This window comes from Shewanella eurypsychrophilus, assembly GCF_007004545.3.
Lineage (GTDB): Bacteria > Pseudomonadota > Gammaproteobacteria > Enterobacterales > Shewanellaceae > Shewanella > Shewanella eurypsychrophilus.
In genome coordinates this window covers 3,148,923-3,173,662 of sequence record NZ_CP045503.2, presented here as the reverse complement: position 1 = coordinate 3,173,662, position 24,740 = coordinate 3,148,923, and the positions used below count along the sequence as shown (strand labels likewise).

The following is a 24,740-nucleotide window of genomic DNA, read 5'->3' as shown; positions in this document are numbered from 1 at the left end:
TTTAGTTTTAACAGGGGGTCAAGCTCGAGTGTTTCAGAACATATTTTAAGCTTAAAAGCCATAGGGAGCGCACTATTTGGTGTGCGCTCCACAGTAGGCTCGCAATGTCTAGAGCAGCCTTAAGCTAATCATTAATACAAGCTTGTGATAAAAGTTACCTTTGGGATCGTTAATTAGCTAAAGGTTGAATTGGTTATGAGCAAAAAATATATCAGAATTTTTCATACAAAATCAAAAACTTTAATTGCTGAAGGGCCTGTTGGCTGGTACATCACACCCTTTGAGGGGAATTACTATATTCATCGAGATTACCTTCAAACAAATGGGTTTAAAACTAACTATTTACCTGGCTTTTGTATTTATAAGTTTCTTTATGTGTGGCTTGATTACGTTGATGCAAAAGGTGAAGTAAGTAAGAGTTTAGCTTGGAGATATTGGCTGCCTAACCCATTGCTGCCTTTTATTTGGAATCGTGTTGCCATCTCGAAACACCATTCAGAAATTCTGGTTGAAGAGTTTGATAAGGCCTGAACTAAGGGGTAGTCAGCTATGTAATATGTTTCATCATGCCTCAGATAGGTTAAGTGTTGAGATCATTCTCCTTCGCCCTTGTGCACCATTACAGGTGCTTTTTGTTTTTTACCAGAGAGTTAGATACTTCCCTCACTTGAATGAGGTATTCACCTTTTTGAGGCTTAAGATTAAGTTGTTATTTTGTTTGCTTGCGATACATATTGTTAACCTATTGGCTGTGGCAGCGCCGTAATTAGTGGTAAATTGGTTGTTGTATTTCAAATGAACTAATCATTGCGTGATGTTGTTTATAATATTGGGAGACTGCTTTGAGCAACTATTCTTTACTTTTGATAGTTTTTTTTATTGGCTTCATTTGTTCTTTACTCTTACTTTTTATTGGTTGTAGAGGCTATTTTGGAGGCTCTGCTAAAACATTAATCAGCCAGGTTATGGGGCTAAAATCAACAGAAAGTGATCGAAGCGCTCAAGAAGAGCTACTGCTTATTAAGTTAGTTAGCTCTCTGCCTTTGCCTATTGCTCTGTTTTATCCGGGTGGTAAGGTTATCGCGTTCAACCAAACTCTGACTAATCTCCTTGGGTACACTAAGGAGGATATCCCTCACGTTGATGACCATTGGGTTCATTTTTACCCCTCTCCAGAGTATCGCAAAACGGTTAAAAAAGAATGGCAAGCAAGAATTGATAAAAGTGTCGCTACAGGCTTCCCCATTGAGCCCATGGAAGTAAAAACAACGTCTAAGTCTGGAAGGGATTTCGAGCTGGAGGTTCATACCGTTCCTATAGGTAACATACTAGTTTCGATACGAATTGATTTAACAAAGCAGAAGCAAGCTCAAAGCGATACTCAAAAGTTGTTTGATAATATACCTGGTATGTTTTGGCGAGTAGAGAATGCACCTGATTATCCTGTAGAGTTTTTCAGTTATGGCGCTAAGGAAATTTCAGGGTTTTCTGCTGAAGATTTTATGTCAAAGAAGTTGCAGTGGGTGGATATTATATATCCTGAAGATTTAGACCAAGTTATTGAAGCTGTAGCTCTTACTACTGAAAAAAAAGAGATGCACGACATCACTTATCGAATCATTAAAGCTAATGGTGATATCAGATGGGTACGTTCTATTGGGATCTTTTTTGATAGTGATATTAGTGGTAAGCAGTTTTTAGATGGGTATGTCTTTGATATTCAGCGACAAAAAGAGTTAGAGGCTACTCAAACCCAATTGATCGAAGAAGCCAAGAAAGCCAATAAAGCTAAAAGTGAGTTTTTAGCGAATATGTCTCATGAAGTCAGAACTCCAATGAATGCCATTATTGGAATGTCTTATCTTGCATTACAAGCTCAGCTAGCCCCTAAACAGAGGAACTATATTGAAAAAGTACATAATAGTGCTGAGAATTTGCTCGGCATAATCAATGACATTTTGGACTTTTCAAAAATAGAGGCTGGAAAACTGGATATAGACAAAAGTGATTTTAGGTTAGAACAGGTGTTTGATAATACAGCAAATCTAATTGGTATTAATGCAGAAGAAAAAGGTCTTGAATTGTTATTCTCTATTAATATCGATATCCCTACAGCACTTATTGGAGATCGTTTACGTCTTAATCAGATACTACTCAACTTAGGTAATAACGCGGTAAAATTCACCGAAAGAGGCGAGGTTTTAGTTGGGGTAGAAGAACTAAGCCGTAACGAGGGGGGGATCGAATTACATTTCTGGGTAAAAGACTCTGGTATGGGGATGAATGATGAGACTCAAAGTAAGCTCTTTGAAAGTTTTAGCCAGGCGGACACATCTACGACTAGAAAATATGGCGGTACCGGCCTAGGCCTAGCAATTTCTAAGCAACTAATAGAGATGATGGAAGGCAAGATTTGGGTGGAGTCAGATGTGGGGAAAGGCTCTACTTTTCACTTCACAGCACATTTTGGTCTACAGAAAGAGGAGCTACCCAAACGTGCTTTTTATTACGATGAATTAAAAGGCTTACGTGCATTGGTCGTTGACGATAATAGATGTGCCAATAATGTACTCGTCGAGATGCTGGAGAGCTTTGGGTTAAGTGTTGAATCTGCTTTTGATGGTGTTCAGGCAATAGATACTGTACTCAAAGCAGAAAAGCAGTGTAGGCCTTTTGATCTGGTGATGATGGATTGGAAGATGCCAAAAATGAATGGTATTGAGGTTGTTGAGCAATTACAACAAAGATATTGTAGCCAAACGCCAACGATTATAATGGTTACAGCCTATAGTCGTGATGAAGTTCTTAAAGGTGTTGAGTTACTAGAAGTAAGTTTACAATCCATATTAATGAAGCCAGTTAGCCCGAGTACCTTACTTGAGGCTATGGGGGATGCTTTAGGCAAGTATGTTGATGTTAGTACCTCGAGTTTAAAGCGAAATACCTCAAGTTTGGAACGTATGAAAAAGCTTAAAGGTGCAAAGATATTACTTGTTGAGGATAATGATATTAATCAGGAGCTTGCGATTGAGCTGCTACAGCAGTGCGATATTGAGGTCATATTGGCTGAAAATGGCCAGCAAGCGTTAGATATTTTAGGTCTTGACCCTGACTTTGATGGTGTATTGATGGATTGCCAGATGCCTGTGATGGATGGCTATGAGGCTAGCCGGAAAATTAGAGAAATTGAATGCTTTGAATGCCTACCAATATTAGCGATGACAGCAAATGCTATGGTAGGAGACAGAGAAAAAGTTATAACGGCTGGAATGAACGACCATATTTCAAAACCACTCAATGTGGAATTAATGTATGAAACTATGGCCCGGTGGATCTCACCTCAATGTAGAGGTTTAGCTAGCACTGGTATTGAAAAACTTATGCTGTCAGCCCATGATAACTGTGCGAGTAAAAAAGCTGTTGCTAGCGAGGCTGAAATATTAGAGCTAAGTAAGTTGCAAGTGCTATTGGAAGGTAATGATACTGGAGCTGAAGAGCAGTTTGAATTAGTCAAGCGTTTACCAAGTTTATCTAAATACTCAAAAGAGCTTCAGAGGCTAGAAGATATGTTAGATGAATATCGGTTTGATGATGCGCTTAATGCAGTCAAATTACTTATCTTACTTCTAGAGTCATAAGTTCTCGTAACTTTCTTAAGACTGGCAATCATTACGTGATGTTTTATTGCTGTTTTGACATTAATTAGCTAAGTATTTAGATCGTCACTTGAAAGGAAACTCATGAAACATAGCCCATTAATTGTCAGAGTGCCGAACTCTTTTATTATCGCAACAATCAGCATTAGTATATTACCAGCTTTAATGTATTTCTTAGGTGCTGACTTTAGTTCTAATTATGGCTTTCTTGACCTAGAAGAAGCGAAGCTGGTATCTGGCATCGAATCCCGTGATCTCCTGTTTAGTGTATTATCCGGCAGCTTTATTCATACCCTGTTGGAATGGAGTGCAATTGTTATAGCGGTTGTAACAGTGGTACTTGCTTTTGTTCATTTTCAAATAAAGAAAGATGTCGTAACTCCTATCATAGGAGTAGCATTATTTACCGCGGGGTGTATGGACCTATTTCACATTCTTGCTGCAGATAGGCTGATAACCGCAACCGCACCAAATCAGGATTTTATCCCCTTTACATGGGCCATCTCACGAGTGTTTAATGCATCAATCATAATGGTTGGTGTCATCTTGTTACTACTGAGGGGGAAGCAAAAAACTAATTTACCGTTTATTCTTTTTACAAGTTTTAGTTTTGGTCTAATTGCTTACCTAATCGTAGTCTATTGTGCTACTCAAACCCAACTGCCGCAAACTACTTTTCCAGACTCTTTTGTTTCGAGGCCTTGGGATCTACTTCCGTTAATTATTTATTTTATATGTGGTTTTTGGCTTTATCCTAAGCTTTACACTAAACAGCCGTCATTATTTACTCATGCGCTATGGATTAGTTTAATCCCCCAGTCTATGACTGAAATACACATGGCATTTGGTTCGGTCGCTGTATTTGATAGTCACTTTAATATTGGACACTTTTTGAAAGTGGTAGCTTATACAATTCCTTTGGCAGGGCTATTGTTAGATTATTTAAACACTTATAAATCTAAGATACAGCTTGAACAGGAGCTTTCAGCTGAAAAGGCGAATTTAGAGCTCAAAGTCAAAAGTCGTACTCAAGACTTAGAGCAGAGTGAGGCAATGATGCACTCCATTATTGCAACAGCGATGGATGCAGTTATTAGAATGGATCATAATGGCAATGTTTTAGCATGGAATAAACATGCTGAAAGCACCTACGGTTGGAGTGAGAGTGAGGCTTTAGGTGAGCCTATAACTCGATTTATTTGCTTTGAGTCTCATGATGACGATGAATGTTCAGAGTTCTCTGATTTTTTAAAAACTGGAAATGGAGTCTTTAATAATAACCGTATAGAGACAACTGCAATGCGTAAGGATGGTGAGTCATTTGTTGTTGAGGTTGCTATGACATCATTGAAGCAGAGCGGGAAAATAATATTTAATTCGTTTTCTCGAGATATTACTCAACGAAAACTAGCAGAGGAGAACTTGAGCGCAGCTCGGCAGGAAGCTGTTGCTGCTAATAACTCTAAAAGTGAATTTTTGGCGAATATGTCCCATGAAATTCGTACTCCTATGAATGCCATTCTCGGTATGTCTCATCTAGCTTTACAATCTCAACTCGAACCTAAGCAGAGGCACTATATTGATAAGGTGCATAACAGTGCTGAGAATTTGCTCGGTATTATTAATGATATTTTAGACTTTTCAAAAATTGAAGCGGGAAAACTTGATCTTGAGAACTGTGATTTCAGGCTTGAGCACGTATTTGATAATACTTCAAACCTCATAGGAATCAATGCTGAAGAGAAAGGGCTGGAATTACTGTTCGCTATCGACATAGACCTTCCAACAGAACTCATTGGGGATAGGTTGCGGCTTAATCAAATTTTGCTGAATTTAGGTAATAATGCAGTTAAGTTTACTGAAACTGGTGAGATTGTCATTGGGGTTAAAGAGTTCAGCCGAACCTCTGGTGAAGTAGAGTTACATTTCTGGGTACAGGACTCTGGGATGGGGATGTCTAATGAGCTTCAAAGTAAACTTTTTCAAAGTTTTAGCCAGGCTGATTCATCGACGACGAGAAAGTATGGTGGAACAGGTCTTGGACTAGCGATTTCAAAGCAGTTAGTAGAGATGATGAATGGGCGTATTTGGGTAGACTCTGAAGAGGGGAAAGGCTCCACTTTTCATTTTACTGCTCGTTTTGGTCTACAACAAAAAAAGGCTATAAGCCGTGCATTTCATTACGATGAACTAAAAGGCTTGAGAGTACTCGTGGTCGATGACAATGCCTGTGCGAGTAATGTATTAGTGTGCATGGTTGAAGGTTTTGGCCTTATGGCTGAGTCAGTAAGTGATGGAGTTAAAGCTATTGAACGCATTCGTGAGGCTGACAAATCGGATAATCCTTTTGAACTCATATTAATGGATTGGAAAATGCCTCAGATGAGTGGTATCGATGTGGTTCAAAAGCTACAGCAAGAGTATTTCAGTAACACTCCTACGATCATCATGGTCACTGCCTATAGCCGAGATGAGGTACTTAAAGGAATTGAACAGTTAAAAATCAATTTGCAATCAATATTAACGAAACCTGTCAGCCCAAGCACCTTGCTCGAAGCTATGGGGGATGCACTAGGTAAACATGTTGAGGTTAGTACTTCTAGCTTGAAGCGCACTACATCAAGTTTGGATAGTATGAGGCTTTTATCAGGTGCAAAAATACTATTAGTTGAGGATAACGATATTAACCAAGAGCTGGCAATGGAGCTGCTACAGCAGTGTGATATAGAAGTTGTTGTTGCAGATAATGGGCGTAAAGCTTTAGCTATTCTAGCTCAGGAGCCTAATTTTGATGGGGTGCTAATGGATTGCCAGATGCCTGTTATGGATGGTTATGAAGCGACTAGAGCAATTCGACAGATGCAACAGTTCGAGCGCTTACCCATATTGGCAATGACAGCCAATGCCATGGTAGGTGATCGGGAAAAAGTGATTGCTGCTGGAATGAACGACCATATTTCGAAACCGCTTAATGTTGAACTTATGTATGAAACAATGGCTCGTTGGTTCAAGCCTAATCAATCATCCAATTTTACCGTAGAAGGAATAGAAGGTACTCCATCTATTACTTTGCAACTTGAACAGTTAAGTCATAGCTTAATAGACTATGACACCGAAGCCGATGATCTTATCGAAAAGCTGAAGTCCTCCCCTGAGTTAGCTGAATACCTAGAATTTTTTGAAAGAATGACAGAGCATATGATTCAGTATGATTTTGACTCTGCACTTCTTGAACTCAACAAAATAATAGAGCAGGTTAAGCCTTAATTATTATTTGAGTCGTCCCTTTGTTAAAGCGTAGCCTTGCACTCGTTGAGGCTACGTTATAATCCATTTATCAAGAGTGTGAAGCATAAAACTCTACTCTCTGTGGCCATTTAAATACTTCTGTACATCCAGCTCACTAAATAACACATTCCCTCATCATCCGAACACATCCTTATTGGCTGACATTGGACATAATAGTTTCAAGTTCAGCGGGTCAGGTGACCCAAACCATTTAAGACCGCGAAAGCGGAGTTAATCATCGTCATTCAGTCCAGGGACTTGGATGGCCAAAGGTCACACTATTTGTGACCATCCAACCACAAATAGTGTCCATTTTTGGAAATTGAGGAATAAATTATGTTTAAGTCAAAATCAATCAAATTAAGTATCGCCGCTGCTTTAGGTCTTTCGGCAATGGCATTATCAAGTGCTGCAATGGCTGGGGAAGCAACGAAGTATGTGTACAAGCAAGGGTTCATGCCTTTGGAAACAGTTGAGTTCGATCTGTCTAAAACAGCAATGTTTGTGACAGACCCTCAAAATGATTTCTTGTCAGAAAAGAGCCCTGCTTGGGGTTTAGTTGGTCCAGGTGTGATTAAGAACCAAGTCATTCAGAAAGAGAAAAAACTAATGAGTGTGGCCAAAGAAGTGGGCATACCAGTGTTTTACTCAACGCATATGTATACACCAAAAGACTTTGAAAACTGGACGAGCTTGAATGGCATCGACAAAATCATGTTTGATAACAAGATGTTTGCCCAGGGGACATTTGGTCATGATTACCACCCAGACCTTAAGCCTGATGATAATACTATTGTGATGAATCCGCATAAAGGTTTGAGTAATTTCTGGTCAGGTGATGCAGCGATTCAACTAAGACAGAATGGCATTGAGACTATTATTCTTTACGGTATGTCAGCGAATATGTGTGTGGAGTCTCATGCTCGAGATGCTATTGAAAATGGCTTTGATGTGGTTATTCTAGCAGATGCGACTGCAGCAGCAGGTGATGCGGCATATGAAGCAGCATTGACGAACTTCGAGTTTTTAGCACATGAAGTTGCGTATACCGATCAGATTATTGAACGCTTACGTGAAGCGAAAAGTGAACAATATTCAGGTTCGTATACTACTGTAAAACATCATCGCTAAGAAGTACTCTCTAAGCTTGCAGCTTTAGCGCTTTTAGTCATATTTATAGGCCTGAACAATGACCGTTCAAATAAGGGAACAATCTCCCTTATTTGAACGGAGCAAGTTGAGGTAGTAAGCATCTATTATAAATTTATAGGGTCATACTATGGAAAGTTCAATGCCGCACATTGTTGAGTTTATTGCATTATTTACTCTTATTAGTATAGGTATATTAGCACTAATTGCTGTAGTGCTTTACCACCTGGATGTAGCACTTAGTGAACCTATATTGAAACCTGACAAAAGTGGATCACATCAGGTAGAAAGAAGTTGAAAGTCTCTTTTGAAAGATGTGATTTAAGCAATTAAATATCTATCTAGACTTCTCCGTAAGGGATGCCTAAATGAGTCTGTAAGAGTTTACTCAGCGAGTATCTACACTGTATTAATAAAAGAAAACAACACAGTTTTCAAGAGTGTATGAACTTAACACTAGCGATGGATAAGTACAGTGTGTTTATTTTCACTTCTACCTGATAATTGTGACCCACTTAGCTTGCTAAATTACACATAGATACTCTTTCCAAACACATCATTGTTTGCCGTCATTATACATAATGATTTTAAGTTCAGCGGAGCCGACTCCATATTGTTCATAACTACGTTGAAACTGTTAGATCAGCTTATCCTGCGAATCATTTGTAAGTTCTTCACTTATTGATTCGTTTACCCTAGATATTCTAAATAGGTGACCGCTATGAATCATTCACTTCCTTCTTTTATAGAGTTCTTTATTTTTTGTATATTGATTACATCAATTACTTTGTCTTTAGTCGCTTTAACACTTCATGTCCTTGAAGTAGCGCTTGTCAAAAGAATGAATAGAGAGGGTGTCAAGGTGGATAAAATTGGCTTTAAGTAATGTAGAGCATAAATAAAATGACTAAGCTATATTTTAGTAAAAATTGCACAAACTTAAATAACTTCTAATGCTGTTTGATGAGTTTAATTATTTATGATGAATTAGGGCTAAATGGTGCTGACTAATCACAACAATCCATAAAATGAGGTAGCGTTATGCGTAAACAATATGATCTTATTTGGATCGGTACAGGTCAAGCGACCATGAGCATCTTACCGAGAGCACTTGCAGCAGGGAAAAAAGTCGCAGTTATCGAGGCTGACAAATTTGGTGGCACTTGTGTCAACAGTGGCTGTACTCCAACAAAAACCTTAGTGGCTGCCGCACGGGCCATTTTTCAAGCGAAACGAGGTGATGATTTTGGGTTCAGTATTGGTGAACTGAATGTTGATTTTAAAAAAGTAATGGCTCCACAAATATTTGCCCGAAACCGCGCAAATAAAGGGATAGAGTTTTCGTTATCACAACACCCTAACTGTACAGTATTTAAAGGTTTGGGACAGTTTGTTGACGAACATACAGTTAGTGTTGCTGGGCAGGTATTGGCCGGTGAGTATATAGTGATAAACGTTGGTAGTCGGGCGAGAGATGTTGATACACCAGGAGCGAGTTCAGTTCAGTGGTTAAATAATCATAGCTTACTTGATTTGAAAGAATTACCTGAGCATTTAGCCATTGTTGGTGGAAGTTACATCGGCCTTGAATTTGCGCAAATATTTCGCCGCTTTGGCAGTAAAGTCACCGTCTTTGAACGAGGACCACAATTAATGTTTCGTGAAGACCAAGACGTTGCTTTGATTGCTGAAGATGTATTGAAATCTGAAGGCATTGATATTGTTTATCAAAGTCATGTCTGCCAAGTGTCTGCACTGTTGCAAGGTGAACAAGAGAAAGTTCACATTCAGTATAAGCATGAGGGTGAGGATAAATCGCTTGATACTTCTCATATTTTATTTGCAATAGGAAGAGAGCCAAATAGTGACAGATTGAACTTGTCTAATGCGAATATTCAAATGAATAGCCGTGGATTTATTGAAGTCAATGAAGTCGTGCAAACGAATCAACCTCATATTTACGCAATTGGAGATGTGAATGGTCAAGGGGCGTTTACACATACTTCAGTAAATGACGGTGAAATTTTTTGGGACCACTACAGTTGTCTCGTGGGCTTAAATAAAGAACACCCAGAGTTAGACAGAACACTTGCAACAAGAAATATGATTTATGCCATGTTTATTGACCCACCATTAGCGCGAATAGGCATGAACGAAACAGAGGCTAGAAAGACGGAAAAAAATATTCTTATCGCAACCTTACCAATGGAGAGGATTGCTAGGGCGAGAGAAAAACAAGAGACCAAAGGTATAGTCAAAATTCTCATAGATAAACAGTCCGAACAAATTGTTGGGGCTACAGTTTTTGGCACTGGTGGTGATGAAGTTATTGGTGTTTTTGCAGCATTTATGCAAACCAAAATGTCATATAAACACCTTCGCCGTACAGTGTTTCCACATCCGACTGTTGGTGAGTTAATGCCATGGATTTTGGATGATTTAACATTATTGAAAAAACATAATTAATTAGCAAAGCCCTCTAATGAGGGCTTTTTTATTGGTATTATAAAGTCTTTTGATTTTCTCATCGTTACTTGCTTTTGTTAAGGAAGCCTGAGGCTATACCGTCATCAGAGTTAATCGCTTCATTTCTGAGTGGCTGAATCAGGTGGTATAAGTAGCTTTTGTGAAAAGTTTCTAGGGGCTTAGGGAAGGCTTATTTCAATGTCTAGCAAAGTTATTCGGAGAGTATTCAGTAGTAAAAGTAAACTTGGAAACCTTGCCGTAGTAGAAGTTTGCAAGTCTAAAGTAGTATTTAAAAACACACAGCAATTGCAACAAAAAGCCTTTAAAAACTCGCTCGCAATCAGCGCATTTATTTTCCTAGAAAACTTTACTCCTTTCCCCTGTTACCGTATTCGCTGGTTCTCACCTGTATCTGAGGTGATCATGTGTGGCCATGGTGCACTAGCTGCAGCAGATGTAGTCATATCGTTACTACATGCCAATGGTAAACATAAGCAGTGTCTCTTTAGTAATAAAGGTATTACTGTAAGCCTGAGTATGTTGGGGCAATATATACTCCACCTGCCTATTGTAGAGTTAGTTCATATCCCGCTAAGCCAGAATATTCTATACCTATTTAAGGTAGATGTTTTATCGGCTATGCAAACAGATAAAGATAATGGATATATTGTTATCGAGTTGGCAGATGTTACAGGTGTGGAAGCATTTGATTTTGACGAGAAGAGCTTTAGCGAAATCACTCAAAGGGCGCTCATCGTTACATGCAGGTGTGAAGACTATTCTGAGACTATTTTCTTTCGTTATTTTGCACCTCAACATGGTGAAAAGGAAGATAATGCTACAGGCTCTGCTGCTCCGGTTCTTGCCGAATTTTGGCAGCTACTGATCGGTGTGCGATATTGCTTCATTCAATTGTCAGCAAGTGGTGGTTATTACCAGGTAGAGCGAGAGATTGATGAGGTTAGAGTTATATCCGATGTTTATGGTGAGTAACTAGAAAGGATGCTTACATAAAGCTAACGATTATTGTAACTATCAATAGTTACAATAATCGGCCATTAACAATTAAGCCAGTTTATTTTAAACTGGTTTTACGCTTTGGTGTTTATTTTTGTCGACACCATTATCTCTTTCTGTAAATGCAGCTTCTAGCTGCATATAGAGTTCAAGATAATTATCAAAGAGGTGGCTAGCGTCTTTTGATGCTTTCCAAGCGTTAAGTAAGTCTGGGTGATGTTGTTTTTCAATTGCTAAGTAATGATTTTTGGCAGCTTCTGAAGATTCAGCGGTAAAGCCTAATGCATTCAATGATGTCTTCGCCATCTCAAGTGCTGAGTGGTATGACTCAATAAACACATAGTTAGCACCGGCTGATTCAAGGGCGTAAGCATGGCCTCTATCATAAGCTCTGGCGACAACAGGAAGTTTAGGGTATTGATGCTTTATATGCTTAACCATGTCTAATACATGCTCTTTGTCATCAATAGCGATAACCAGCAGAGATGCACTCTCTATACCCGCAGTGTGTAGTAAATCAGACTGTGTTGCATCACCAAAGAAACTTTCCATATTTATTCGTTTTATCCGCTCGATAATAGACACGGATTGATCCAATACTATCGTATTAAAGCCATTTATCATTAGCAGCCTATTGATGACTTGGCCAAAGCGTCCAGCACCAGCTATGATGACTTTTCCTTGTTTATTGATTGAGCTTGTTTCTTTCGGTGTTGGAGCTGTTTCTCGATATTTGTTAACTATTACTTTATCAAAAAATAGAAATAGTAGTGGTGTAATGATCATTGAGATTGCCACTACAGGGGATAAAATTGCTGCCCATTCCGGAGACAATGCCTGATTTTGTTTTGCAAATGCTAACACCACAAAGCCGAACTCACCGGCCTGGGCCAGACTAAGTGCCATAAGCCAGCCATCTGACTTGCGGACTTTAAAGATGATTGCTAATCCGAATAGTACTACTGCTTTTAAAGTAATTACCGCAATACTTAAACTCAAAACTGTAGCTAAATTATTTTTGATTATTTCAAAGCTAATACCTGCACCCACAGTGATAAAGAACAAACCTAATAAAAGCCCTTTAAATGGCTGTATATTACTCTCTAGCTCATGACGGAATTCACTATTAGCCAGGACCATCCCTGCAATAAATACACCTAAGGCGGGCGATAAACCGACCAAGCTCATTAATGCTGCGATGCCAATAACAATCAATAAGGTTGTAGCTGTGAATACTTCACGAAGGCCTGATTTTGCTACCCATTTGAATAAAGGGTGAGAGAAGTATTGTCCTGCGACAATAACGGCGACGACAGAGCCAATCATAACTGCTGCATATTGCCAGCCTGTAAGGTGAGCGACTAAGGATAGCTCTGCATGGGCTGACTGAGCTTGTATAGCATTGCTCGTAAACAATTCAGGCGTAGCAAGCAGGGGAATAAGAGCTAGCATGGGGATGACTGCAATATCTTGAAACAGCAGTACTGAAAAAGAAGCTCTGCCACCATCAGTTTTATCTAAAGACTTTTCAGCCAATGTCTGTAACACAATAGCTGTAGAGGATAGAGAAAATATTAACCCGACAACTAATGATGGCTTCCAGCTAAAACCTAAGCTTATTCCAGCGAGCATGACAATTAGTGTGGTCAGCCCAACTTGCAGTCCTCCAAGCCCTATGAGTTTATGCCTCATATTCCAAAGCATTCTAGGCTGTAGCTCTAAGCCCACTAAGAACAACATCATAACAACTCCAAATTCAGCAAAATGTTGAATCGAGGCTGTTTCACTACCGACTAGGCCTGTAATTGGACCAATTAATACACCAGCAATCAGGTAGCCTAAAACGGAGCCTAATCCAGCTCTTTTGGCTAGTGGAACTGTGACGACAGCTGCCAGTAAATAGATGAATGCTTGAATGAAGTAAGTTGTCATAGGTTAATTTTTTATATCACAATTAGAATTACAGTAAGAGTAATCTGTTTAAAAAAAAAGAATGTGTACAAGGAGGGGGGGGATGTGTAGTTAGTGATAGCTGTGTTAAATAGACTAATTACAGCTATTGTCGGTTTGATAAGGTTATTAGTTACATAAGTGTTACCAATGATACGTTAGGAGTGGGTTATAGCACTTTCATTAATAATCGCTTCACATTAATAAAGTATAGTTTCAAATAAAATTCACCAGTCAAATAACTGTTTGGGTGGTGATATGAAGTTTTATTTATTAATGGTTAATAAGTCAAAAATTAAGTGGGTATACCTTACATCAGCTCTGCGAATTAGGTTTGAGTTTTTAAAATCAATAACGATACTATTAATAAGTATATTGATTAGTTTTTCCTCCTCTGCAAATGAGTATAATACTTCAAGTATTTCATTGACGATCGATAATGACAGCTTACTAAATACAGATAGAGAATATACCAGCGGTGTTTATTTTAAATATAATTCGGCAAGTGTTAAAATCCCTTCGGATTTTTCCTCGGATACCATCTCCTATCTTGCTGAAATTCTACCACTGTCTGAAGCAAGTCGTAAGGGTTGGGGGTTAGAGTTTTCACAACAAATGTGGACGCCTACGAATATCGAAGTTACAGATGAAATAAAAAATGATCGTCCATATTCAGGCTTAATCTCATTGAATACGTATATACGAGAATACTCAGAGGAGAGTACCACTAAGTATGGGCTGATGTTAGGAATCGTGGGGCCGAGCTCACATGCGGAGCAGTCTCAAAAGTACATTCACCAAATGATCGACTCACCCAAGCCTATGGGTTGGGAAAACCAAATGGAGGATAAATTTGTCTATGGACTAGAGTTTGAAAGCCAAAAAGCATTACTGCGAAGAAGCGCGTTTGGTTACTATGATTATGAAGTTAGCATGCTTAATAGAGTTAAAGTGAGTAACTTTCAAAGCGAAGTCGCATTTGGTAGCACTTTACGTTGGGGGAGTCAGCTTCATGAAAGCTTCGGTAGCGTGGGAAATAAACCTGGCGGGCTAATTGACCCTAGCGCTTTTAGTAACAGCAAAAGTGGATTTTTTGCTTATCTTGCTCTTGAGGGAAGGTATCGATTCAACGACTATACCATCGATGGTGCAAGACCTGAGCATGTTTACAACATCAATGTTGAGAATTGGCAGTCGACAGGTTCAACAGGTGTTGTATATTATCAATCAACATGGGGAGTCGCTCTTAGTTATGCTGTTAGCACTCCAAATTTTAAAGAAGATGTTATAAATCATAATGCATTTGGTTCTTTAGAGTTATTTTGGAGGATATAACCGCCCACATATTTTATTTAATAGTAACGCATTAGAGTTTGGGTACAGCAAATTATATATTAAGTATAAAAATAACGTTGACATCACATGCACTGGTTTGAGCAAGTAAACTTCATCTATATCATTGTTAGAAGTGTCAATGCAGCTAACAACAGGTAAAATGTGTTCTATTTACGATTAAAGGTATTTTATTTGAAAGTCTCGACTCAATGAGCTTTAGCAAAGCTCAACAAGAGGGAGTAGGTATAACTATATATATCCGACACTTTGCTACTTTGCTATAAAGCAACAAGTGACGATAGATTTTCTATTGCTAAGCTTGGTGGCAGACACATGTTCTTCAATCCTGTTCGATTTATCTATGTCTACCCACAAGTTTGGTCGTTGAAAGTTTATGGATGTTTATTTGTTATTTAAGTAAGCGAGCACGACTTGATGATGATCTTTAGTCTTAAATTTATTAAACACGTGACTAACTTGTCCATCTTGGCCGACTAAGAAACTTAATCTATGTATGCCGTCATAAACTTTCCCCATGAGTGAACACCCTTGGAAATAACTTGGGACATAAAACTTGACAGATTTCAATGAAGTCTATACTTAACAGTGAGTTAGGTTAATAAATTTTCCTTTTGAATTCTAATTATATCAGTTGTCATATTTTTTTGTAAACAGGGCTGTTTTTGACGCTTTTTAAAGTAGTGAACTGTCATAAAAAGTTTAGGCGGTGCAATGGTTCATAGCTGATTGTCATACGGGAGAGCAGGTTGGTAATTAAAGTACGACAGAATCGCTTGGTGATCACAACTCATCAGCATCATAGCTATCTCACTTTTGGACAGAAGTAAGTTCGATTTACTGCTCAAACTAGTTTCATTCGCATAACTTAAACTTGGTCAACCGAAGTAAAAGACTTTGTTGTACGAAATGATTTGGCTGCTGGCGCAGCCAAAAGGTTGTCCTGCTCATTGATAGGAAGAACGCTCACATATGTTAGAAATATTTTACTAGTTCGTAGCCTTGGAGCCTTAAGCTATAACTATCACACTCTTTAATCCATTGATTACTAATAATTATATCATTTCCAACTGTTATATATTTATTAGTCCAACCTTTAACATGATGGTTATCCAATGTGAGCTGATGAGGGTGCCCATAAGAGTTTCCAGTGCCGTAAGAATAGATAGCAATATGTTGATTAGGAGCAGAAGGCACTTTATCTGGGCTGAAGTTACCACCATGGTGGGGAACCACAACAGTATTAATATCGTACTTGCCTAAAAAATCGCACTTTTTGTAAGGTGCATCGCCTGTAATCAGAGTATTCTTTAAACCAGCATGGTCGGTTTTAGCTACAACGACTAGGCCAGAATAATTTCGATTCTTGTGCTTCTTTAGCTTATGTATATCTAATAAATCACTATTTAATTCAGATTTTGAATCAGGCCAGATTAGAAGTCGATCTTGAGATGCCAACTTGGCAGCTAATTTAACATGAGATAAGCCTAGAGGCTTTTGTCTTGGAACAAGAAGCTTTGTCTTATTCATGTTGGGTTTTCGTATCAACGAAACCCAGTGATCCATGTCCCAATGCGTCAATACAATAAGTGCATTATCTTGAGGGTTATAACTAACGTTATTATCTTTGTATGTTCCCCTATTTCGCATAATGCCCCCACCAACATCCACATAGAACAAATCTTTAAACTCTTCATTCTCCATAAAGGCAATAGAGTTACCTTGTCCTACATCCATGACCTTCATGAGTATATTTTGATTTACTTTAAGAACGGGCAAACAATTGGTTATTTCTTCACTCGTTGCGTCAGATAAAAAATCTAGTGAGCTAGATTTCATCAACTCCTTTTGAAGCCTATTTCGTCGATCTAGAACCTTAATAAAATCGATGTTCATTTCTAAAACTTGCTCATCCTCCAAACTATACCTGATACCTTTAATGCCATCGTCATTTCGTGAAGTTGTAAGCTCATACCATCGATTTAACATCAAAGTTTTTTTATTATATCTCCTTCGCAAGTCTTTTTTTATTATTACCAATTCGAACTGAAACGTACGAATAGAGTCTAGCTCTTGACGAATTTTCCCTTCAAAAACCACCTCTTGAGGAATAGCATCAAGCACCACCGTTAGTTGTTCACCAGTTCGTTCAATCTCTTCCAAAAAAGCATAGTACTTCATAGTATCTCAATAATTCTCATCATATTCAGACGACAAAAAGCCGCCCAACAATCTATCTTTCGTGCGTATAACACTTTACTCTGATTTTTCTATTTTTTCTAACTAGCAGAAAAATAACAATATATTCTTTACGGTATTGTTATGTCTCGCAAGTCAAACGGCCAAGAGCAGCATAATCCAAAAACTGGGCGAAATTTAACTAGGCTGAGTGTAAAGACAGATAGGTATAACGAGCGGTCAACTTAAGAACGTTGAAAGTAGATGAGAAAACCTAATGAAAATTTCAGCACTCCTTAACTCATAATGGGGCAAAAGTTAGTTAACCCCTAGCCCATTCCTGGATATTTCTGTTAGCAGGTAACGTACTTTTCGGTGGTTAAGATGACATTAGACTATAGTAAACACGGCAGGTCATTACAAAAATAGTGGCCAGCTTTACTGAGCCACTACAGATGAATTTTTTAACTAGAAGAGGCTCTTCTGAGTCAAAAATCAGTCAATAAAGGAATACTTTTTCTGATACTTTTCATAAGCACGATGTGAGTATTCCCGTACTTCCTCTAAATGCTTTAAAATACCCACTTTCTTTGTATCATCTTTAACGAGTGTCTCATCTACTAACACTTTAAAAGATGAATGGTACTCAGATTCATAAACCACTGAAGTAGAGTAACTAACTTCAAATTCACTTTCCCACATTGCAGTATCTATATATAGAGGATCTAAACCTTTCGCTTTTCTGTACTCATTTGCATTACTCAGAAAATCTACGTAGCGTTCTCGAACATCGTTGTACAGGTTAGTAGTTGATGATTGCACAGATATCGCAGGAGAAATACTCCCCCTAGTAGTAATTTGGTATTCGGACATTAAACTCTCTCGGTAGACTTTGCCTAAAACAACCTTTCCAGAGTTTAATTCCAGTACATTCTCATCACTAAAGCCAAGAAAATTGATCTTGTTGTTAACAGCAATAACTACGAAACAAATTATAATAGCGGCAACTCCGTAGCCAAAGAATTTCATATAAGCTTGCCTTAATAATTAAACACACATAGGGTATAGTGCACTACAAACCATCTAGCAAGATTCTATATTTTTACGTTACTTATCTCCGTACACTACATAGTGAATCACGTGTTACTAACGAATATAGTATTTGAGGTTTGTTGAAAATCATAACCCATTAGCCGCATCATTTATGGACAGAAGCGTGTCAGATTTTTAGCTCTAAAACTAACCATTGACATTAGAAAATATATGCCAATCAAATATTATGTGACTCCGTAAAAAACGTGACAGTTTGCAGAGTCAGATTGCTTGGCCTTGCTAGATTTCACCAGCGTCACGCAATTTTTTTAATATCACCAGATACTGATTAGAAATTAATTCGAACACTACATTTATATCAAGAACTGGAAAGTTAGCGGTTTTACCAAATGTCGACCGACCGATGGTTCCTAAATTTTTACCATGCGTATCAAAACTAGTAATCCTGTAAATGAAGTACAAATAATCAAGACGATCACCGCGATCATTTTTTACTTGAGCAAGCATGCTTTTAACGTCAAGTGCATTAGGAAGTGTTCTCCAAGATGAACTGGCTGTTTCGAGTTTGTCTTTATGAGGGAGCATTGGCTCATTGGTAAGCTTTAGATAGTCTTTTTTAAATGAATTAATTAGCTTCTCATATCTTATATCTTTCTCATTATCATCATCAAAAATGTATAGTAGCCAAAAATAATTTTCTAACAATGACCTAGACAAGATATGAGTGATATGGCGTTCGTCTACAGAGGCGCTAGTATCCAGCTTGAAGGTTACTGCTTTTAGTGTACCTACCATTGATCTAAAGCGTATGGCTTCTTGAGCATAAAATGCATTCGGTCCGAGTCCACTTGCCACAGTTTTCAGTGCTGGTAGCTCTTGCTCGAGTTTTTCAAAATGATTAGTCATAAGTTTCCTGTGAGATCTAGCACCCTGCTCAATTGCGGAGTCAGATTACAGCAGTTTGTTATATGCTGCATTGATGATTAACTGCTGAATTTAAGAAACAACCCTAAATCAGTACCATGGATGGCACTTTTCCATGAAGACCCTGACAATGTAAAACCGTTGTTCTTAAGAATTTTAACCATTACAGGTTTTTTTGATGGGACGCTGCTGCGCGCGGCCTATCCTTATTAGTTATGTTGCCTTGGTGCCAAAAACTGACTTGTGCCTGACTAACTTAGCAACTTCTCATACACCTTTAGTCGTCCTTCTCCCAGAGTAAGATATATACACCGACTATACCGATAATCACACCAAATGTTGGTGACGCAAAAAGCCTCATACCAGCCATGGCTGCACTTACAAATATTATCGGTGCCAAAATCAACCTGCCTATTGGAAAGTGAAACAAGAAGTCTATTGCCTTACCGATTGGGATCCATATAGCCGCCATAGTCATATTTACGACAATGAAGATGACGGGGATGCATACGATTGCTATCAACAGATAACCAATGAACTCAAGCAAAACCACCTCCAAGACTGCAAACTACCTCTCGGCGACATAACGCCCAATTAAGGTGTGAACAACGCTAACACCTAACCCAAACCATTACACCGTAAACACTAAACTTGCCTTGAATTGAGAACGCTAAGCGTTGTGAATCACTCTTAAATTATTGATATACGAATTTGTTCTGTTGAACCAACTTGATAAACTCTTGCGAATAGTCATCAGCTAATTTGGTACTATATGAAACGGTCAAAGTTTCATTGTTTCGCTTTGCTGCACTATAAGTCCAATTGTACGATCCGTGTAAAACCACCCTAGAATCAATAATGCAAAACTTGTGGTGCATTAGCTTATTTTGAGGATCGACACCTATAAGCTCCACATGAGGGGCTAAATATTTACTAATATCATCATTGGTTGCGTCTTGGCTCATTACCACACGAACATTTAGACCTTGCCTTACTTTTATCATCAGTGTGTTGGCTAAATCTCTATCTGTAAACCATGCAACAGCAATCCAAATAGAAAATCGAGCTGAACTAATTTGTTTTAGGATCTTATCTTTTTGAGCCTGAAAATACTGTTCAGAAATGGACTCTTCGCTGCGATAAAACCCCGACTCTGGATTACCTGCTAATTCATATAAGTGATCAATTAGTGCATTAACACTCGTTCTGAGTTCTTTAGCTGCCCACATATGACAAACATTCGTATTGATATTGTTTGCATCTAAAACCAAAGGGTCATTTAGAATACGCTTTACGCTGCTAAGAAATCGATTAACAACTTGGACGAAATCCCTGACATGAGCTTCTTGGGCATCCAGAAGATCATCTTCACTACAGCTATCAAATGGAAAATTCAGGACGTCATTTGCTAAATTGAAAATGTGTTGATCTATTTTCATACTCACTACTTACTGTGTTCGTATAAGATTTTAATATTCGGCATGCGCGCTTTGCCAATACCTGTTGTAAAAGTGTGCAAAGCATTTTCACGTAAAATTAGAATGAAAACAATTTGCGACCTTGAATCGTTGTAAATCGTATCCAATACACTTTCGGAGAAAGCTAAGTTCCTCACTTCATCTAACTGAATTTACGCCTCTTTTTCCTTTTACTCAATAGCAAGCCGTGAACTGATTGCTCATAATTTAGAGATTAACCGCACATAACCAATAATACTGTATAAAAACACAAACACTGGTTAACTAAGAGGTTGTCGCTAAACAGAAACACTTACCTTTCCGACTGATGAGAAAAAGTATTGCAAAGAGGTTAGTGCTGTATCGGATGAATTGCATTACGCAAACACGTAATGGGGCATTTTGATTTAATAACATCCGCCCGCAGCTCCCCAGACATGTAGATCGGCCAATTTCCACCCGAACAAGCAAGCCGCCTGGCCGCCGATGACTCCAAATCCACCCTGCTACGCTCCACAAACAAAACTCAAAATACCGTATGAAGGCAATAACAATACTGAAGATCGCCTGTTAGCGTAAATAATGACCACCAGATCATTAATTAGCAATCGCGGCCACTTATTAAAGGGTGTTTAAAGAGTATGCTTTAGTTACAGTGTAACTATATGGTTTCGTGTTATACTAATAATTACACTGTAACTATTAGTTTAGGTATAAAGATGAAAAAAGCGGAATTACTAAAAACGGATCATACGGTTCAATTACGCTGGCTGAGCAATCAATTGGCTAACATCAATCATGACAGTCAATCATTCCTTAGTCAGCCTGAAGTGATAGAGCGAGCTTACGAAAAACTAAGTTCAGCTCTCGTTGTTAATGATGCCGATCTAGAGCATTTTATCAGTGTTCACCTTTCAAAAATTGGCCAACAGCGATTAGTGACCACGTTACGTGTTAACAAGAAACGAATGGGGTTGGGTGTAGAACGTTTGCAGGTTGATCTTTCTTCATTAAACAACGGTCGTTTAAATCAAATAGTGGCACTTTCAGGTAAGACAAAAATTGAGATAATTAATTATCTGATTTGTAATGCAGATTTAAGTGATTTTGAACCTGAAAAATAGTTACGCTGTAACTATTTCAAAGTTATTTGAATATTGAAGCTTCATCCTAGCTTATTTTTGGACAGAAACGTTTTAGATCGAACGCTCTAAAGGTGACTGCTGGGATTAGGAAAAGTATGGTGATCAAATAAAGTTTACACTGAGCCCCACATATCTATATTTAGCTGCTCTATGGAACGCTTAAAGTCATCTCTGAAACCGAGTCCACAGTCGCATCTGCTTTTCTTTTATCTATAATGCTCGATAACTGCTCAAGGACTTTATTACGGGTTTTAAAGTCAGAATTAATATTTTCAATACCAGAACTAAAATCTGACCCATCAACTGCTCCTATTTTAGAATGGATTTCCTGAAAGGTCTTAAGATCCAAGCATTTACAATTAAAATATAACGTTGCGTATTGAAGGGAGATAACGCTGTTTCGATTTAATAAGGCTCCCACCAAATCACTACAATCACACGCTGTCCTAGATGAATTAAGAGGGCAGAATATTTCCCCCATTTCATAAAATGATTCCCCCGTGAACCTTTCTAAGTTGTTAACAGCAGCAGAAATTATTGCATTATTTTCACCGTCTAGAAGGACGCTTGTGATTTTATACTGATTATTTGAGTCGTTGTCATTAATGTACGCAAAGAACATTACAATATCATTTTGTAGGAAGTTAACTAATAGCCAGGTGGTCAAGCTCACTCTGTTTTCTTTGGTTAGCGCCTCAAAGAACGCTTGATACAACCAATCTCTACTAATTCCATTGCTTCCAGAAGGTGACTCTACAGCCTGCTTCAAAATGGATTCATATGTGCTTTCGGATTTACTTAAAAAAACACATCTAAATCTATCGTATGAAGAAAAATAGTCTGGCTGAGCCGAGAGTTTTATGACCAGTGGATCAATATGACCTTTCTTTGCCATGATTAGGTCTTTTATTACATCTTGATCTCTTACTTCTTTCGTAGGAACTTTCTCTAGTAAAATTCGATTTAGATAACTTACGTTATCAGAGCGATTCATTATAGTTTGCTCTGTAGATGAGGTGCGCTTATTGTAGGCTAGTTGTCCCTGTCTACTTGAGGCCTGTTCTAAATTAAATAAGTTCATAATGATTGCTTTATCAAAGGCATTACCTTTGCATATATCATCTACCAAGTTACTAACATCTCCCCCAGGCAAGTCATCTGTCTTACCCAAAGCCTTATGCTCTGGCCTAGTCAGATTTCCCATTAAGCCATCGGAGTTTTTTAAGAGTAAATCGAATAGAGAAGGATTAGTTTCCCGCAATGTAACAATCAGCATCAAAGTGACCAGCTCCACTTCGCCCAATATGCCTTCTTCATTCCACATAGAATCAACACGCCTAAGTACATCCTTCAGTACTCTATAAGAAGGAATTAGTTCGTTTATTTGAATAACAGGCGTATTAATCCTCCTACGATACCTAGCCGGGTTTGTTTTATACAGTTGTTTATAAGTAAGCACTGTTGGGTGGTTAGGTAGCCTAAAATTTTTATTAAATAGTCTTTTTTCAAAGCAGGCCAGGGATTTCTCTATATGGCTGGCAAAATTAGATGGTATTACATCTTCTCTGTAATCTGTCACTTTAACTATAATGTCAGAATACTCAGGTTTATACTCCATGGCAATTATAAAGCTAAAGCTTTCCAAAGGCTTCAGTCTGTCAAGAAGAGCTGCAAGGTTATTTAAATTATCTGTCGCGTCATTGTTTCTATCCAGGTCTTGTAAAGTAACAAGTACTCTAAGATTGCATGAAGCTAATACACCATTAAGACTCTCCAACTCTTTTGTCGGGTTTGTATGTTCATCTAAAAATATACTCAATAGTTTTAAGCTTTCACCGCCATTTTTCAAAGCTTCTTTATAGTGTGCTGGCAGTTTTTTGAAGGCGCTCATATCAATTTCATTATTAATTTTATCAATAATATTTGACAAAACAAATTGGGTGATATCACTAGTATTGACTCCCCAACAGTCAATATTACAATGAATAAACTTCCTGTCACGGAAGTCGGTACTTTCTAATTCATTCACTAAGCACTTTATTATGGAGCTTTTTCCGACACCAAAAACACCACACAATGCAATCGATGCATTGGTATTTTGCATGATTCGGTCTTTTATTCGTTTAACGTAAATTTTGTAGTTGTCATCAAGATCATTCTTGCTTTCAATAGGGGAATCATCACTAAGCCATTCTTTAAGACCACTCTCAGTCCCAAGGTCCATTGGCTTATCACTAGCTTTTGGGGAGAGGATTTGATTCTTTTTTGCTTTGTTCGTTGCATAGAACTTACAGAAGATTGCGCACAGATTGCTGACTGCAATCCCTGCAAAACAAATCGCCAGCTGTACTATGGATTGACAAAGAAAATTACTATTGAAAAATGGAGTTAACGCGTTTTGGAATAGTGAAATCACAGCTAAAAATAAAGGGATAAACGCTATCGAAATTGTAATGGGGGGATACATTGGATTAAAAATAATGGCTCGGTTTTTATTACATACATAGAGCTTTGTTAAAAAGACACTTATTACCAAACCTGCAAGGAATGAAACCATACATTGCAGTTCAAATGGAAGTTCGCTTATGAATGTGGCAAAAGTAAGGTAACCTTGACTTACCCAAGTAAATTGCGCAAGCAAAGTCACGATCAAAAAAGCAACCGCAGAACAGAGGAATACTGAAAACCATCGCTTACCTGCTAAAAACCTGAACGTCCTTGTTGTTGCCATATCTACTTCTAATTGTTTGGGAATTACGCTAATACTAACAATTATTAAGCTGATTAACTACAAATGTTGCAGGATGTTTAACCAATGATAGTTAAGAGCTAATTCCAGACCAAGGGAACTAGCCAGGTTTTATTCGAACACTAACATCGGTTGGTTGTCGACTAAATTCGGCAGCCTGCTTGATTGCAGGCACGTGCTCTTCCCATTTCAGATTTTGACTATTAGCTTCATGCAATACTCAGAGTTTACAAAAGATAGGACAGGCATAACCTTTTTAGATTATAACACTCTTTCAGATTAGCTTTTCTATAGACAAAGCCTTACTCACCCTACTTATTTTTTGAACTGCGAAACTAACTTTGGGGCAGGAACA

General features: G+C 38.2%; 15 protein-coding genes and 1 pseudogene. 8 read left to right on the top strand and 8 right to left on the bottom strand.

Annotated features, from left to right (window positions below; all coding sequences use genetic code 11):
- The first annotated feature begins 195 nt into the window (after nt 1–195).
- From FM038_RS13390 to FM038_RS13365, 6 genes are all read left to right on the top strand, one after another.
- Nucleotides 196–531 carry a hypothetical protein gene (locus FM038_RS13390; RefSeq protein ID WP_195873031.1) on the top strand — a complete coding sequence of 112 codons (336 nt, stop codon included), beginning with the start codon at nt 196–198 and terminating at the stop codon, nt 529–531.
- 311 nt (nt 532–842) lie between these two features.
- Nucleotides 843–3,638, top strand: a complete 2,796-nt coding sequence (locus FM038_RS13385) for a response regulator (RefSeq protein ID WP_195873030.1) — start codon at nt 843–845, stop codon at nt 3,636–3,638.
- Between the two features lie 102 nt (nt 3,639–3,740).
- On the top strand, nt 3,741–6,923 hold the full coding sequence (locus FM038_RS13380; RefSeq protein ID WP_142871009.1) for a response regulator: 3,183 nt from the start codon (nt 3,741–3,743) through the stop codon (nt 6,921–6,923).
- A 357-nt stretch (nt 6,924–7,280) separates the two neighbouring features.
- On the top strand, nt 7,281–8,075 hold the full coding sequence (locus FM038_RS13375) for a cysteine hydrolase family protein (protein ID WP_199242695.1): 795 nt from the start codon (nt 7,281–7,283) through the stop codon (nt 8,073–8,075).
- A 1,059-nt stretch (nt 8,076–9,134) separates the two neighbouring features.
- Complete coding sequence (locus FM038_RS13370) at nt 9,135–10,559, top strand: mercuric reductase (protein ID WP_142871008.1); 1,425 nt, start codon at nt 9,135–9,137, stop codon at nt 10,557–10,559.
- Nucleotides 10,560–10,757: 198 nt separating this feature from the next.
- A complete protein-coding gene (locus tag FM038_RS13365) occupies nt 10,758–11,552 on the top strand; it encodes a PhzF family phenazine biosynthesis protein (RefSeq protein WP_142871007.1) in 795 nt (264 codons plus the stop codon).
- Between the two features lie 87 nt (nt 11,553–11,639).
- Here FM038_RS13365 and FM038_RS13360 read toward each other — a convergent pair whose 3' ends face one another.
- Entirely contained in the window at nt 11,640–13,508 is a 1,869-nt protein-coding gene (locus tag FM038_RS13360) for a monovalent cation:proton antiporter-2 (CPA2) family protein (protein WP_195873029.1), read from the bottom strand.
- Between the two features lie 276 nt (nt 13,509–13,784).
- Here FM038_RS13360 and FM038_RS13355 point away from each other — a divergent pair, with 276 nt between their 5' ends.
- A complete protein-coding gene (locus FM038_RS13355; protein ID WP_195873028.1) occupies nt 13,785–14,861 on the top strand; it encodes a lipid A deacylase LpxR family protein in 1,077 nt (358 codons plus the stop codon).
- Nucleotides 14,862–15,263: 402 nt separating this feature from the next.
- On the opposite strand, the pseudogene FM038_RS13350 reads toward FM038_RS13355, so the two are convergent.
- The 6 genes and pseudogenes from FM038_RS13350 to FM038_RS13325 form a co-directional block, all read right to left on the bottom strand.
- Nucleotides 15,264–15,398 (bottom strand): annotated as a pseudogene (locus tag FM038_RS13350) (thioredoxin-dependent thiol peroxidase); the annotation flags it as partial.
- 456 nt (nt 15,399–15,854) lie between these two features.
- On the bottom strand, nt 15,855–17,060 hold the full coding sequence (locus FM038_RS13345; protein WP_195873027.1) for a ComEC/Rec2 family competence protein: 1,206 nt from the start codon (nt 17,058–17,060) through the stop codon (nt 15,855–15,857).
- Nucleotides 17,061–17,552: 492 nt separating this feature from the next.
- Complete coding sequence (locus tag FM038_RS13340) at nt 17,553–18,086, bottom strand: hypothetical protein (protein WP_142871002.1); 534 nt, start codon at nt 18,084–18,086, stop codon at nt 17,553–17,555.
- A gap of 303 nt (nt 18,087–18,389) precedes the next feature.
- Nucleotides 18,390–19,016, bottom strand: coding sequence for a hypothetical protein (locus FM038_RS13335; RefSeq protein ID WP_142871001.1), 627 nt, complete (start codon nt 19,014–19,016; stop codon nt 18,390–18,392).
- A gap of 295 nt (nt 19,017–19,311) precedes the next feature.
- Nucleotides 19,312–19,581, bottom strand: coding sequence for a hypothetical protein (locus tag FM038_RS13330; protein WP_142871000.1), 270 nt, complete (start codon nt 19,579–19,581; stop codon nt 19,312–19,314).
- Nucleotides 19,582–19,729: 148 nt separating this feature from the next.
- On the bottom strand, nt 19,730–20,473 hold the full coding sequence (locus FM038_RS13325) for a phospholipase D-like domain-containing protein (protein ID WP_142870999.1): 744 nt from the start codon (nt 20,471–20,473) through the stop codon (nt 19,730–19,732).
- A 737-nt stretch (nt 20,474–21,210) separates the two neighbouring features.
- On the opposite strand from FM038_RS13325, the gene FM038_RS13320 reads away from it, so the two are divergent.
- Entirely contained in the window at nt 21,211–21,615 is a 405-nt protein-coding gene (locus tag FM038_RS13320; protein ID WP_142870998.1) for a hypothetical protein, read from the top strand.
- A 169-nt stretch (nt 21,616–21,784) separates the two neighbouring features.
- On the opposite strand, the gene FM038_RS13315 is transcribed toward FM038_RS13320, so the two are convergent.
- Nucleotides 21,785–24,367, bottom strand: coding sequence for a P-loop NTPase fold protein (locus tag FM038_RS13315; protein ID WP_195873026.1), 2,583 nt, complete (start codon nt 24,365–24,367; stop codon nt 21,785–21,787).
- Between the last annotated feature and the right edge of the window lie 373 nt (nt 24,368–24,740).